Genomic DNA, 13,297 nt, shown 5'->3' on the forward strand with positions numbered 1-13,297 from the left:
GTCCTTTTTAAATTTTATCAATAAAGAACGACTATCATAACTAGCATCATATACGTAAACTATACAAACAAATGCGAACTAACTTTACATATATGTAATGCTATTAAATGACCTCTACCTTTTCTCTATCATTGTCGATTGTGGCAGCTTAAGCCGTGCAGCCAAACAATTAAATACTACTGTCGCGACTGTTTCCCGCAAGCTTTGCGCGCTCGAAGCGCACATCGGACAGCCACTGCTAAACAGACATGCACGAGGCATACATGTCACAAAGGCGGGAGAGCAGTTATATCGGCAATATGCAGTGGATTTACAAACGATTCAAACTCAGCTCACAGAGTTCAAATCACAATCTCAGTTGCTCAGTGGGCGACTAAAGGTATTGGCACCGAGTAACTTGGCCACGACTGCGCTGGCAGATTTTTGGCCAGAGTTTATGCGCACTTATCCTGAGCTACAACTGGATATCCAGACCAGTAATCATATCCAAGATATTGCCGAGCAAGGCGCTGATTGCGCAATTCGTGTTGGTCATTTACCAAGCTCTAGCTTAGTGCAAAAACGCCTTGGCACCATAGAGAGTAAACTGGTTGCTGCACCTGAATACCCAGATATTAACTGTGTGACTGAATTATCTGAACATACTTTTGCCATTTCGCAGCAAGTCAATAACCTTACCCTCTCTCACCCGAAGCAAGGAGACTATAAGGTAACCGTCACACCAATGCACTTTTGCAACGACATAGCACTACTTAAAGCCATGGTAAAAAGTGGCCGATGCATCGCATTACTGCCACTGAGCGAAGCATCAAGTTGTTTGCAAAATGGCGCACTCAAAACAGTCCTGCCACATTGGTCTGGTGTTGAACGTCCGGTATATTTGGTGACAACCTCTCGCAAATATCCCTCACCGAAAGTAAAAGCGTTTGCAGACATGCTAAAGCAGTTTATAGCGCAACAGCCTTGGGCCAGTTAAATACTGCAATAACTCATTGCGCAATGTTTGTCGAGCGCCTGCTCAAACAACTTTTGCAATAGGGTAATATCATTGGTGCGCACGTAATTAGGCCGAACAACCAGTGCGATAGTGCGGTGCGGACCCGGCTCATTGAGGTGTAACGCCACCAGCTCAGACTCGCCTTTTATCAATTGATCAAGTGCCATTTGCGGCACTAAGGTGGTACCCATTTTTCCAGCAACCATCTGGATCAGCGTGTGTAAGCTTGTACTATCAAAGGTGGTGTCTTTTTGCTCTTGCGGCAAGTTACATGCACTCAAGGCATGCTCTTTTAAGCAGTGGCCGTCTTTAAGTAACATGAGTTTGGCAATATCAAATTGGTCGCTGGTGATCTCTTGCAGCCCCGCCCCGCTCTCATCTTTGTGACTAACCCAGTAAAAATCCTCTTTCCAGAAGTTAAACGCCATCAGTCCATCAATTTGATAAGGCAAAGCTAAAATAGCGGCATCTAATTCGCCTTGGCGCAGCATATCGGTTAAGACATGAGACTGCTCTTCTATGATCTTTAGCTTAAAATCAGGGTATTGCTGACGTACATCCGGCAAAACTTTAGGCAGTAAAAACGGACCAATGGTCGGGATCACACCTATTTTCATTGGCCTGCAAAGCGGTGACTTATCAACTTGTGAAAGCATCATAAACTCATCGACTTCCAGCTTAATCTTGCGCGCCTTATCCAGTAAAACCTTCCCTTGCTCAGTCACAAATACATGCTTATTATTGCGCTCAAAAATCACCGTCCCCAACTGTTTTTCAAGTTCATGTATCGCCGTACTTAAGGTCGATTGAGACACATGACATGCATCCGCCGCCTTTTTAAAGTGCAGTGTTTTTTCTACCGCAAGTGCATAGATGATTTGTTTTATAGAGACCATTCAAACGTTCTTTTTTATTGATTGTTTTTTCTATTTTAATCAATTGCGCGTTAAGTGCACCCGCACAGCTGTTCGCATTTTCACCACATTTTACGCTGCGTTTAGTTTAACTGTGAATAAAGATAATGAATTCAATGTTATACACATTTTTTGATGTGCTTTTTTTATACATTCTAAAAAACTGATAATTATCATTAAATTATTCAATTTTTCATTTAACACCCGTCTACTTAGGCTCTAAAAGGTCACCACTCAGACAGCATTGAGCTGATTAAAGTAACCCTATTGGAGTAAATTATGCGTACTCAACTGATGACGTTAGCCTCGGGCATCGCACTGGCACTGTCTAGTGCAGCGATTGCAGCGCCCAGTGCAACCCAAATTAAAACCAACCAGTTCTGGTGGCCAGAGCAATTGGATCTCAGCCCGCTTAGACAACATGACATAAACTCAAACCCCTATGGTAAAGACTATGACTACAGAGCCGAGTTTGTAAAACTCGATTTAGCACAAGTTAAAGCCGACATTGAAAAGACCCTCACTGACTCTCAAGACTGGTGGCCGGCAGATTGGGGACACTACGGGCCATTGATGATCCGGATGGCATGGCACAGCGCAGGCGTCTACCGCGTGCACGACGGTAGAGGCGGTGCTGCTGGCGGTCAGCAGCGCTTTAACCCGCTCAACAGTTGGCCTGATAATGCCAATTTAGATAAAGCCAGACGCTTATTGTGGCCTGTTAAGCAAAAATATGGCAAGCAGCTATCTTGGGCTGACTTAATGGTATTGGCTGGCAATGTGTCATTAGAGTCTATGGGCTTTAAAACCTTCGGTTTTGCCGGTGGTAGAAGCGATGACTGGGAACCTGATCTCGTCTATTGGGGCCCAGAAACCACATTTTTAGCCGACAAACGACGCGATAAAAAAGGCAAACTCAAAGGCCCACTTGCGGCGGTCGAAATGGGCCTTATCTATGTCAATCCAGAAGGTCCACATGGCAAGCCAGATCCCTTATTGGCAGCCGACGACATTCGCCTTTCGTTTGGCCGTATGGCAATGAATGACGAAGAAATCGTAGCGCTCATCGCAGGTGGCCACACCTTCGGAAAAGCCCATGGTGCAAAAAAACCTAGCAAATGTGTTGGTAAGGAGCCTGCAGCTGCGCCAACTGAACAGCTGGGCTTTGGCTGGAAAAACAAATGCGGCACTGGCAAAGGCGCTGATACCAGTACCAGTGGCTTAGAAGGTGCGTGGACAGTCACACCAACTCGTTGGTCTACAAACTACTTAGACAACCTAATGAATTTTAATTGGGTGCAAACCAAAAGCCCAGCAGGCGCAATACAATGGATCCCAGATAACCCAGCAGCCGCCAATTTAGTACCTGATGCCCATATCAAAGGGAAACGCAGTGCACCGATTATGTTTACCACTGATCTTGCACTCAAAGAGGATCCTGCTTTTCGTAAAATTGTAGAGCGATTCCGCGCAGATCCTAAAGAGTACGAACTGGCATTTGCCAAGGCTTGGTTTAAGCTCACGCACAGAGATATGGGTCCAAGAGCACGCTACCTTGGCAATGAAATACCAAGCGAAGTACTGACATGGCAAGACCCTATTCCTAAACATAGCGGTAAAAAAATCACACAAAGTGACATCAAGACACTACAAGTTGCAATCAAGCGCACAGGCCTCAATAACGCTGATTTAATTGAAACTGCATGGGCAGCTGCATCAAGTCACCGTGTCACAGATATGCGGGGCGGCGCGAATGGCGCGCGGATCCGACTCGCTCCACAAAATAACTGGACGGTAAATAATCCACGCCAGCTTAAACAAGTGCTCACAAAGCTTGAGCAAGTTAAAGCGCAATTTAACAAACGCTCAAAACGTCAAGTATCTCTGGCCGATGTCATTGTACTTGCCGGTAAAACGGGTATTGAAGGTGCACTTAGAAATGCAAATATGCCAAAAACAGTGCCATTTAGCCCAGGGCGCACCGATGCTTCTCAGGCACAAACAGACGTTAAATCATTCAGCTTTTTAGAGCCTAAAGCCGACGCGTTTAGAAACTACTACCATGACTCTGCCTTTATGTCGCCAACAAAAATGTTGGTAGATAAAGCAAATATGCTTGGGTTATCGGTTCCTGAGATGACGGTGCTACTGGGTGGTATGCGCGTGCTGGAAACAAATACGGATAACTCAAACACTGGCGTACTGACGCATACTCCGGGCAGCTTAGACAATGCCTTTTTTGTCAACCTGCTAGACATGCGCACGCAGTGGAAAAAGTCAGACACACAACCGGGTATGTACTTGGGTTATGACCGAAAGACAGGAAAACAGCAATGGCAAGCAAGCGCGGTTGACCTTATTTTTGGCTCAAATTCAGAGCTCAGAGCCATAGCAGAAGTGTATGCATCCGATGATGCCAAGCAAAAGTTTGCCGATGACTTTATCAAAGTCTGGGTCAAAGTGATGCACTTAGACCGCTTTGACTTGATGTAAAACACAAAAGCCGCGTTTAATCGCGGCTTTCGCTCATTCGAATGTCATCGCCCTCTGGACGCTCTACCCAACGATTAAGCGATTATTTGTATCTCGGCTTGTTAAAATCTGCGCCGCATCAAAATTAGTCGCACGCTTGGCCATACGATCGTACAAAAGTACATTCACAGTGGCAGCCAAATTCATGCATCCAGTTGTCGGCACGTATACAACCGCATCAGCAGCATCAACAATATCTTGTGGCAAACTGCCATCCTCAGGACCAAACACATACAGCGCGTTCTCAGGATGAGCAAAATGCGGTAATGGCGTCGCGCCTTCTACCAGTTCAACGCACACCAAAGCGCGCCCTGATACTTTTAAGCTCACTAGGTCATCGACTTGTTGGATTGGGATATTCTCAGCAACATTTTTTGTGTCTGTGTGATATTTTGCAGCTTTTGCATAGCGGTTACCGTTGAAATACACCGCCTGTGCTCCATAGCACCCAGCAGCACGTAACACACCACCAACATTGGTTGGCGACTTAGGGTTCACCAAGCCTATCGCTGCAAATGACTCACTCATATTATTCACTCTTAATGTATAGGCAGTACAACTACCAAAAAATTCGACGGGCGATTGTACCATGTGCGAAATTTTGTGCCACTCAGATGAAAAACGTCAATTTACGTAAATTGGCAATAATTTGTAACATGTACGATTCCATTAACTCTCGCCAACACGTCTAAGAACTTATTGGTTTTTCAACAAGAAACAAAGCATATAAAACAAATAATTAAACCATGCCATAAAAACATCAGTTACCCCTCATAAAACATCAACTAAGGCCAACAATCACAATGTTGTTCATCGACAAATATGAATGTAACAGTTCATGTATTTGCATTGAATCTGCATTCGAGATTGGCTAATTTTGAAAAGGTACAATTCAGTACAATCAAGGAGATAACAATGAAATTAACTATCAAAAAAAGTAAAATTAAGAACCTTTCTAGCAAGCCTTCTTTAGGACTAGAAGCAACGCCGCACGTTGCTGGTGGTATGAAACAAGTAGAGACACGCGAACCATGTCGCTCAATATGGGCATGCACTCACCCACAAGCGTGTCTCACTGATTAATCAGAATGCCTGAATTTGCGGCCACAAATTCAGTACCGTTGGCGATCTTTGAGCTCAGGGTCGCCTCAATTCATTAAACGCCTCACTCAACAAGCGTGATGGCTGTTTGCATCAAAGATAATGTTAAGGAAAATACAAAATTCAGCAGACAATCCAAAGGTAGTCAAAAGCTAACCTAAAGTTTTTCCTTGTCAGAATTTGCTAGGTTAAGAGTTGCCAATAAAAGGTGAACCTTGCATCCCGTTAAATAAAGGAAATTAATCATGAAGCTGAAAATGAAGAAAAATAAAATTAAAAACCTTATTCATACACAAATCATCGATAGCAACTTAACACCCAATGTTGCTGGTGGCATGCCGGTCATAGAGACTCGTTCTGCTTGCAAGTCTAACTTTGCATGTACAGGTGGCTCTGCCTGCTTGAGTTAAAAAAGCCTTATCTTTATCCTTGTTTTTTGACCCACAAACGGCTTTACGTGCCGTTTTTTAATACGTTTCCAGCTTGTTATTGAACTTTGAATGTTCTCATCGAGCAAGGAGCAACATAGTTTCATTTAGCAGTGATAAGTGTGAGGTCTGTTATCGCTTGAGTACATAAACATGTTCGTCGAATCTCACGCCTTGATGCACAGCTGTATTTTGCGTTATCTGATTTAAGCAAAACCCCGCTTTTTCCATCACTCTGATTGACGCTATGTTGGGCGCCGAAACGGGATTGAATAACGATGTTACCTGAGTTTGCTTAAAAACTTTATCAATGAAAAGCGCCACAGCCCGAGTGGCAATGCCATTTCCCCAAAAATCTTTAGCGAGCCAATATCCCAGCTCAGCACACTGCTCTGCTGAAGATTTATCGGGTAAATAAGCCCCAATCACACCACAAAATTGACCATGTGATTCAATCGCATAATTCAGTGCATTTTGACGACTCCCAATACCCAACCACCACTTTGCATCTTGCAAAGTATAAGGCGCAGGCAGTCTATCAGACAAATATCGAGTCACCTCGGAGTCATTTAAATAGTTAACTAGATACACATCGTCTGATGGCTTAAGTGTTCTCAATGTTACATCTTGATTCATGATATTTAGGAGCACTACTTAGCTCCCTTTCCTCTATTTATTCATTATATCCAGCGTCTCACTTGGCAACAGTATTGCGCATACTCTGAACCAAACTTCTCTCGCATTGCCCGCTCTTCAAAACGGATATACCAACGATCAGTGATGGCAATAAATCCGAGCCAGCATACTAAACTGACAATTCCAGCTCCAAATAATAACGCAGCCCCGAGCAAAGAGACCGCAAAACCCAAATACATAGGGTTGCGGGAGAATTTAAACGCGCCGTGAGTAACTAGCTTTCCCGGTTCAGAAAAAGTCATCACGTTAGTCCCGACATGGACAAAGGTTTTTTTAGCACCTGCTGCCAGTAGCAATCCAGCTAACACAAAGGGCAAACCAACCAAGTTATAGGGGTAAACTATAAGATGGTTCACATCTAAGGACCAACACAATAACGCCATGCTGATCAGGGTGATAAGATATAAAAAGGGTGGCAAGAGTTTTTGCATATATTCGCTCCTCAAATAAAACATGACTTTACTGAGTGCGTGATATCTTTACCTTAACTTATGTTAAGCCCATTTTTTTGCGTATGCGAGATAAGCTCACATCGGTGATACCCAAATACATGGCGATTTGATTCAGCGCGATTAGCTCACTGTCTTTACCAAACTCATCTAAAAACTGCTCATATCGTTGCTGTGCATCAAGCAGTAACAAGCTGGCCTCTCGCCTTTCTTTTTTCAATGCTAATCGTTCATACAGCTTTCGAACAAAGGTACTCCATTGGCTGTTTTGCTCAGAAAATCTAATCAAATCTTGATAAGAAATGGATGCAATTTCACACTCACTTAATGCTTGAGCATAAAAAGGACTCGGAGAGTACGTTATCAATGAACCAATACTGGTAAAAGCGCCACCGGGTTTAACCAAAGACTTATTAAACTCTTTGCCATCAATATCGATATAGTAATAACGTCCAAAGCCAGAAAGCAAAAAATGCACGTCTTTGACAATGTCCTGACTTACAAAAATATGCGATTTTGGCTGATAGTTTTTAAACTCAAATACATCAATATAAGCTGTGATTTCTCTTTCATCAAAAGGGGCTACCTCCCTTAGAAAATGTAATAAACGCGCTTTATTTTCAGAGCTGTCTTTATTACTCATGAAGCACTTCGCTTAATAAAGTCAGTGTTATGTTTTACAAATAGCAATGTCGTCTGGTCATAAATCTCATTACACCAATGATGCTTGCTGAGCACCAGATCTGGCACCTCACTCATATTATCTGAGACGGGTTCAAAACCAAACTTTTCATAAAACGCAGCAAGATGTTCAAATGGCAAGCAATATACCTGTCGATATTGTGCCGTGTTTTCTACTAAAAAGGTGACTAACTTAGCTGCAATCCCTACTCCTCTAAAATCGGAGCTGACATAGATGCCACCAAGCTCTGCATCATAGTCGGTGATTTTTTGAATACGGCCTAATCCAACTTTTTGCCCGTCAATTAAGGCTATGGCGACTAGATCCGTTTCGAAGCTTGATAGTTTAAACCCCACGCGTTGATACTGCTCATTAACCCAGTGGATCTCTTCATCATGTGCTTTTCTTATCGTTATATTGATGTCCACAGTATGTTTGCTCCTAAAACAAAAACATCTCCATGATTGAATATCATACACCTTACTTAAATACCAGTATTCTGTCGTAACATCATTACTGTTAATGTGCTTTTGTACTTAAATTCCGCTTTCTAAGAGTATAAAAGTGCATTTATTTACACGTAAAACCTCACCTCTCACAGAGTAGTAAAGTCTACCAAATTTAAACTCAACCAATTGTTATTAAATACGTAATTTGACTATCCATAGCCAAGTTTTGACACCACATTTGAGATGCTATTCAACTTCAATTGCTAATAATAAAACGCATTGCGATTTAGCTTCTATACTTGTTCTCAGGACTTTTTCTATTTCTCGCATCACCTGCGGACTAAGGGAATTTGAATATGACTAAATCCAAGCAACTTACTCTTTTTTCTACATTGCGCGCAAAGCTGATTGCTGCGTTTTCGGCTGTGATGATCACGCTTGCCGTGATTGGTTTTATTTCTTACTTTGCCTTAAAAATGGCCTCAGATGGATTTAAAGATTATCGAGAGTTAGCTCGTGATAGTAACCTAGCAGGCATTTTGCAGTCCAATATGCTAATGGTGCGTATGAATGTGAAAGACTTTTTGTTGACTGGCAGTGATAAAGACATTCGCCAATATAATGAGTATTTCACGCAGGTCGAGACCTTACTCAAAGATGCAACGCGAGAAATTAACAAACCCGAACGTGCAGAAATGGTGAAACAACTCACCACAAAAATAGCAACTTACAATGAGACGTTTGACCTGATAAAAGACTATCGGGTCCAACGCAACGACTTGGTGTTTAATAAACTCAACGTCATTGGCCCACAAATGGAGCGGGAGCTTACCAAGCTGATGTTCAGTGCATCAGAAAGTAACGACACACAACTTGCTTATTTGACGGGGGTTGCGATGCGTAACCTGTTACTTGGCCGCCTTTATGTCATTAAATACTTAGAAAGTAATGACGAAAGCGCAGACCAGAGAGTCAAACAAGAATTCAGTGCGTTTGAGCAGCAAATGGATTTAATTGAACAGCTCACCAACACCGCGGCAAATCGTGAATTGATCGCACAAGTCCGCGCACTTGAAGCAGACTATAAACAAGCTTACCTCAGCGTGCATGACATCATCGTAGATCGCAATGATAAAGTAACAAATACCCTTGATGTGCTTGGACCTCGATTTGCCAAACTGGTTGATGATTTAAAACTCTCTGTTAAAACAGACCAAGACAAGCTAGGGCCAATGCTCAAAGAAGCCAATGAGTCAGCAGTGACCAATATTATGATGACATTTGCAGTTGCCCTGCTGCTCAGTGGCTGTATCGTCTTTATTCTGACTCGAAATGTAATGGCTCAGCTTGGTAAAGACCCAAGCGAGCTAGAAAATGTTGCTCGGGCAATTGCCCGTGGCGACTTAGATGAGCAATATGATGAACGTGCGCCAAAAGGCGTGTTTAAATCTATGATGGGTATGCGTGATAGTCTTCGCCAAATACGAGAAAAGGAAAAAGAAGAAAAACGTATCGCCAGTACCAATGCGCGTATCAAAAGTGCACTGGATAACGCCAGTGCGTGTGTGATGATCACCAATATCCAAAACCAAGTTATTTACCTAAATGATGCCATTTACGCCATGTTCGATAATGCAAGCAGTGATATCTGTACTGTGCATGCCCACTTCGATAGCAAAGGTTTACTAAACCAGTCGCTTAGCCAATCACTTCCTGATTTCGCTGAATTCGAACAAAAAGCAAAGGGTCTTAGTGACAGCTACGCTAATGAGCTAAAAATTGCAGGTCGAACGTTTGCAGTGGTTGCAAGCCCCGTTGTTGTAGAAGGAAAAACGGTTGGCTTAGTTTACGAGTGGGAAGACAAAACACAATGGTTAGCCAATGAAGCAGAAAAAGCGCGGGTCGCATCGGAAAATGCCCGCGTAAAATACGCGCTGGATGGCTCATCTGGTCAAGTGATGATCACCGATGATAACTACAAAGTGATTTATCTTAATGGCGCATTAGAGCAAATGTTTAAAGAAGCATCAGCTGACGTAACGCGGGAGCTCACAGACTTTAACTCAGCAAATATTAAACACAACGCGTTAGATTATTACTTCTCTCATTTTACCAACCTACTTGCTGAATTTGACGGCCTTACAACCAGCCATCAAAGTGAATTTGTGATTGCAGGACGTACATTTAATGTTGTTGCCAGCCCCGTCAAGGTAGATGGTGAGCGCGTGGGGACCGTGCTTGAGTGGCAAGATAAAACCCAGTGGCTCGCACTTGAGCGGGAAAAATCACGAGTTGCTTCTGAAAACGCACGGGTGAAATATGCACTCGACAGCGTATCTGGAAATGTGATGATAGCCGACCCTGATCTAAATGTTATTTATGCCAATAATGCCCTACAAAATATGATGTTTGAGTCCGAGCAAGATATCAAACAGCATGTCGGTGCTTTTGAAAGCACGAACTTAATGGGTTTTGCAATTCATAACTTTTATTTAGAACCAGAGCAACAAAAGCTGGTATTTGAAAACTTAGATGATACCCACCGCAGTGTAGAGCACATAGGCAATAAAGTGTTTGCCCTCACAGCCAACCCGATTGAAGTGGATGGCAAGCGCATTGGTACCGTGTTGGAATGGGTAGACCGTACTGCTGAGGTGAACATAGAGAAGGAAATTGACGACATTGTTCAAGCAGCTTCTCAAGGTGACTTAAGTAAGAAAATTGACCCAACAGGAAAGTCAGGTTTCTTTGGCAACTTAAGCCAAGGTCTAAATGACTTACTAGGTACCGTTGAAGTCGCACTCGATGATGTGATGCAAACGCTAGGCGCGCTGGCCCATGGCGATCTCACAACCCGCATCACCAATGAATACCAAGGTAAGTTTGGCAAACTCAAAGAAGATACGAATGCAACCGCAGATAGACTAACGGAAATTATTTCTAGCATTCGCTCATCTGCAGGCAGTATTTCCCAAAGCGCCAATGAAATCGCGCAAGGCAATATGGACTTGAGTCAACGCACGGAAGAACAAGCGTCTAGCCTCGAAGAAACCTCAGCCAGTATGGATGCTATGACAGACAGTGTGAAACAAAGTAGTAAACGCGCTGAAAATGCCAATGAGTTGTCACTTGATGCAGAGCGTCGTGCAGAGCAAGGCGGCCAAATCGTCAATATGGCCGTTACCGCCATGAAAGAGATCAGTGATTCAAGTAAAGAGATCTCTGAGATCATCGGGGTGATAGACGAGATTGCCTTCCAAACTAATTTATTGGCCTTAAATGCTGCGGTTGAAGCAGCCAGAGCGGGCGAACAAGGGCGTGGATTTGCCGTCGTCGCAGGGGAAGTTAGAAACCTAGCACAGCGCTCCTCTGAAGCGGCAAAAGAAATCAAAGATCTAATTCGTGATAGCCAAACTAAAGTCGAAGAAGGTACCTCATTAGTCAACAAGTCTGGTGAAACACTGTTGGAAATCGTCGAGGCGACCTCGAAAGTGCGTGTCATGATGCAAGATCTCGCGGAATCTTCACGACAACAATCTGAGGGCATAGTGCAAGTGAACAGTGCTGTGACTCAAATGGATGAAATGACGCAGCAGAACGCAGCATTGGTTGAGCAAGCAACAGCCGCTGGCCAGTCTATGGCAGATCAAGCTAATAGTATGAATAGCACAATGGATTTCTTTACCATAGAGCAAAGAGGTACCGGGCTTAGGACTTTAGCGTCCTAATTGATAGCGTAAAAACCAAGGGGCACTCGCCCCTTTTTCTTGCCTCTCACCTTTTTCCTTCACTTTTATAATCGAGCTTGACCTGTCTATCTCTTTATACTTTAAAGTCTGTACTCATTAATTTTATTGAGTGACGTTCATGTACAAAATATCAGAACTCGCAAAGCGCGTTGGGCTGTCTCGCACGGCACTACTCTACTATGAAAAGCAGCAGCTCATTACAGGAAAGCGCCAAAGCAATGGCTACCGAGTCTATCTTGAGAAGGATGTGCAACGGGTACGACTCATACAAAAGTTGCTCGCAGGCGGGCTTACCATAAAAGAATGTAAGGCATGCCTTGATAGCAAAATCGATCCTCAACTTCTACGTAAGCGGCTGTCTGTATTAGACGAGGAAATTTCACAAAAACAGCAAGCTCGTGATTTGCTATCAGCAATGTTAGGTGATGTGCCGCAGCACTCTTGGCATGAAGAGCTCAATGCAATTGCGCCCGATGCACACTTAAATTGGTTAATACAACAAGGCTTTAATGAAAAAGAAGCCCTCAGATTAAAATGGTTATCAAAAGATATGAATGAACATGAAAAATATATGGCTGATTTTATGCGCGTTTTTTCTCCTCTTGTGCGCTGGGCACCGGGTAGCGAGGAAGATACACTTAAAGCGCTGTCATTTGTTCCCTTTTCTCCACAATTAATTGCTGACATAGGCTGTGGAAAAGGCTATGCGACTCAGTTACTAGCAGCACATACTAAAGCCAATATTATTGCCGTAGACAACGAACAAAGCGCACTTGATGCACTGACCCAAAGCTTTACTCAGCAAGGGCTGAGCCACAGGTTACAAACTAAATGCGCAAGTATGACTGAACTGAGTTTCAACACGCAAAGCATTGACCTTATTTGGTCAGAAGGCAGCGCCTATATCATGGGCGTACAAAATGCTTTAAAGCAATGGAGCGCGATGCTCAACCGTGACGGTGTGTTAGTTTTTAGTGACATGGTATGGCACACAGCAAAGCCAAGTGATCAGCCGCAAGACTTTTGGGCTAAAGAGTATCCTGATATGCAACCAGTTGAATCGAGATTGGCGCAAATATCCACACTTGGGTACAAAGTCCTAGCGCATTTCCCACAAAGTGCTCAAGCGTGGCAAAACTATTACGGACCTTTGCATGAACGCGTCATTGAACTCAAAGACACAATGGCAGATTCCACCGCACTGCAAGATATTCAAAAAGAAGTCGATGTGTGTACTGAGTATGCCAATGAATTTGGCTACCACATGTTTATTTTGCAAAAGATCTAACACGACACCGAT

Annotated in this window: 12 protein-coding genes; 6 read left to right on the forward strand and 6 right to left on the reverse strand. The window is 43.3% G+C overall.

Annotated elements, in window-relative coordinates:
• The first annotated feature begins 97 nt into the window (after positions 1-97).
• The gene (locus tag QNM16_RS06885) at positions 98-976 is read left to right on the forward strand and encodes a LysR family transcriptional regulator (protein WP_284019806.1); all 879 of its coding nucleotides are present in this window, start codon (positions 98-100) and stop codon (positions 974-976) included.
• Here the strand turns inward: QNM16_RS06885 and QNM16_RS06890 are convergent.
• The gene (locus QNM16_RS06890) at positions 973-1,893 is read right to left on the reverse strand and encodes a hydrogen peroxide-inducible genes activator (protein WP_063362392.1); all 921 of its coding nucleotides are present in this window, start codon (positions 1,891-1,893) and stop codon (positions 973-975) included. The genes QNM16_RS06885 and QNM16_RS06890 overlap by 4 nt on opposite strands.
• A gap of 297 nt (positions 1,894-2,190) precedes the next feature.
• On the opposite strand from QNM16_RS06890, the gene katG reads away from it, so the two are divergent.
• Positions 2,191-4,404: a catalase/peroxidase HPI gene (gene katG, locus QNM16_RS06895; RefSeq protein ID WP_284019807.1), complete on the forward strand. Its 2,214-nt coding sequence runs from the start codon at positions 2,191-2,193 to the stop codon at positions 4,402-4,404.
• Between the two features lie 63 nt (positions 4,405-4,467).
• Here the strand turns inward: katG and QNM16_RS06900 are convergent, their stop codons facing one another.
• Complete coding sequence (locus QNM16_RS06900) at positions 4,468-4,971, reverse strand: RNA methyltransferase (protein WP_237135827.1); 504 nt, start codon at positions 4,969-4,971, stop codon at positions 4,468-4,470.
• Between the two features lie 387 nt (positions 4,972-5,358).
• On the opposite strand from QNM16_RS06900, the gene QNM16_RS06905 reads away from it, so the two are divergent.
• On the forward strand, positions 5,359-5,526 hold the full coding sequence (locus QNM16_RS06905) for a hypothetical protein (protein ID WP_160290448.1): 168 nt from the start codon (positions 5,359-5,361) through the stop codon (positions 5,524-5,526).
• Between the two features lie 263 nt (positions 5,527-5,789).
• Positions 5,790-5,954: a hypothetical protein gene (locus QNM16_RS06910; protein ID WP_284019809.1), complete on the forward strand. Its 165-nt coding sequence runs from the start codon at positions 5,790-5,792 to the stop codon at positions 5,952-5,954.
• Positions 5,955-6,104: 150 nt separating this feature from the next.
• Here QNM16_RS06910 and QNM16_RS06915 read toward each other — a convergent pair whose 3' ends face one another.
• From QNM16_RS06915 to QNM16_RS06930, 4 genes are read right to left on the reverse strand one after another with little or no spacing between them, the layout of a single operon-like run.
• Positions 6,105-6,623: a GNAT family N-acetyltransferase gene (locus QNM16_RS06915; RefSeq protein ID WP_284019810.1), complete on the reverse strand. Its 519-nt coding sequence runs from the start codon at positions 6,621-6,623 to the stop codon at positions 6,105-6,107.
• A gap of 29 nt (positions 6,624-6,652) precedes the next feature.
• Complete coding sequence (locus QNM16_RS06920) at positions 6,653-7,099, reverse strand: methyltransferase family protein (protein ID WP_284019811.1); 447 nt, start codon at positions 7,097-7,099, stop codon at positions 6,653-6,655.
• A 58-nt stretch (positions 7,100-7,157) separates the two neighbouring features.
• Positions 7,158-7,760: a Crp/Fnr family transcriptional regulator gene (locus QNM16_RS06925; protein WP_284019812.1), complete on the reverse strand. Its 603-nt coding sequence runs from the start codon at positions 7,758-7,760 to the stop codon at positions 7,158-7,160.
• Positions 7,757-8,227, reverse strand: a complete 471-nt coding sequence (locus QNM16_RS06930) for a GNAT family N-acetyltransferase (protein ID WP_284019813.1) — start codon at positions 8,225-8,227, stop codon at positions 7,757-7,759. The genes QNM16_RS06925 and QNM16_RS06930 overlap by 4 nt, the downstream gene beginning before the upstream one ends.
• A gap of 377 nt (positions 8,228-8,604) precedes the next feature.
• Between QNM16_RS06930 and QNM16_RS06935 the strand changes: the two genes are divergently transcribed.
• The gene (locus QNM16_RS06935; protein WP_284019814.1) at positions 8,605-11,976 is read left to right on the forward strand and encodes a methyl-accepting chemotaxis protein; all 3,372 of its coding nucleotides are present in this window, start codon (positions 8,605-8,607) and stop codon (positions 11,974-11,976) included.
• Positions 11,977-12,115: 139 nt separating this feature from the next.
• The gene (locus QNM16_RS06940) at positions 12,116-13,285 is read left to right on the forward strand and encodes a MerR family transcriptional regulator (protein ID WP_284019815.1); all 1,170 of its coding nucleotides are present in this window, start codon (positions 12,116-12,118) and stop codon (positions 13,283-13,285) included.
• The last annotated feature ends 12 nt before the right edge of the window (positions 13,286-13,297 follow it).

It is taken from the genome of Pseudoalteromonas umbrosa, assembly GCF_030125375.1.
In the GTDB taxonomy this organism is placed as follows: Bacteria; Pseudomonadota; Gammaproteobacteria; order Enterobacterales; family Alteromonadaceae; genus Pseudoalteromonas; species Pseudoalteromonas umbrosa.

Excerpts from the sequence above, each read along its gene's own strand:
- katG (WP_284019807.1), top strand. The coding sequence starts at position 2,191 with ATGCGTACTCAACTGATGACGTTAGCCTCGGGCATCGCACTGGCACTG.
- QNM16_RS06940 (WP_284019815.1), top strand. The coding sequence starts at position 12,116 with ATGTACAAAATATCAGAACTCGCAAAGCGCGTTGGGCTGTCTCGCACG.
- QNM16_RS06890 (WP_063362392.1), bottom strand. The coding sequence starts at position 1,893 with ATGGTCTCTATAAAACAAATCATCTATGCACTTGCGGTAGAAAAAACA.
- QNM16_RS06935 (WP_284019814.1), top strand. The coding sequence starts at position 8,605 with ATGACTAAATCCAAGCAACTTACTCTTTTTTCTACATTGCGCGCAAAG.
- QNM16_RS06910 (WP_284019809.1), top strand. The coding sequence starts at position 5,790 with ATGAAGCTGAAAATGAAGAAAAATAAAATTAAAAACCTTATTCATACA.
- QNM16_RS06925 (WP_284019812.1), bottom strand. The coding sequence starts at position 7,760 with ATGAGTAATAAAGACAGCTCTGAAAATAAAGCGCGTTTATTACATTTT.
- QNM16_RS06920 (WP_284019811.1), bottom strand. The coding sequence starts at position 7,099 with ATGCAAAAACTCTTGCCACCCTTTTTATATCTTATCACCCTGATCAGC.
- QNM16_RS06900 (WP_237135827.1), bottom strand. The coding sequence starts at position 4,971 with ATGAGTGAGTCATTTGCAGCGATAGGCTTGGTGAACCCTAAGTCGCCA.
- QNM16_RS06905 (WP_160290448.1), top strand. The coding sequence starts at position 5,359 with ATGAAATTAACTATCAAAAAAAGTAAAATTAAGAACCTTTCTAGCAAG.
- QNM16_RS06885 (WP_284019806.1), top strand. The coding sequence starts at position 98 with ATGCTATTAAATGACCTCTACCTTTTCTCTATCATTGTCGATTGTGGC.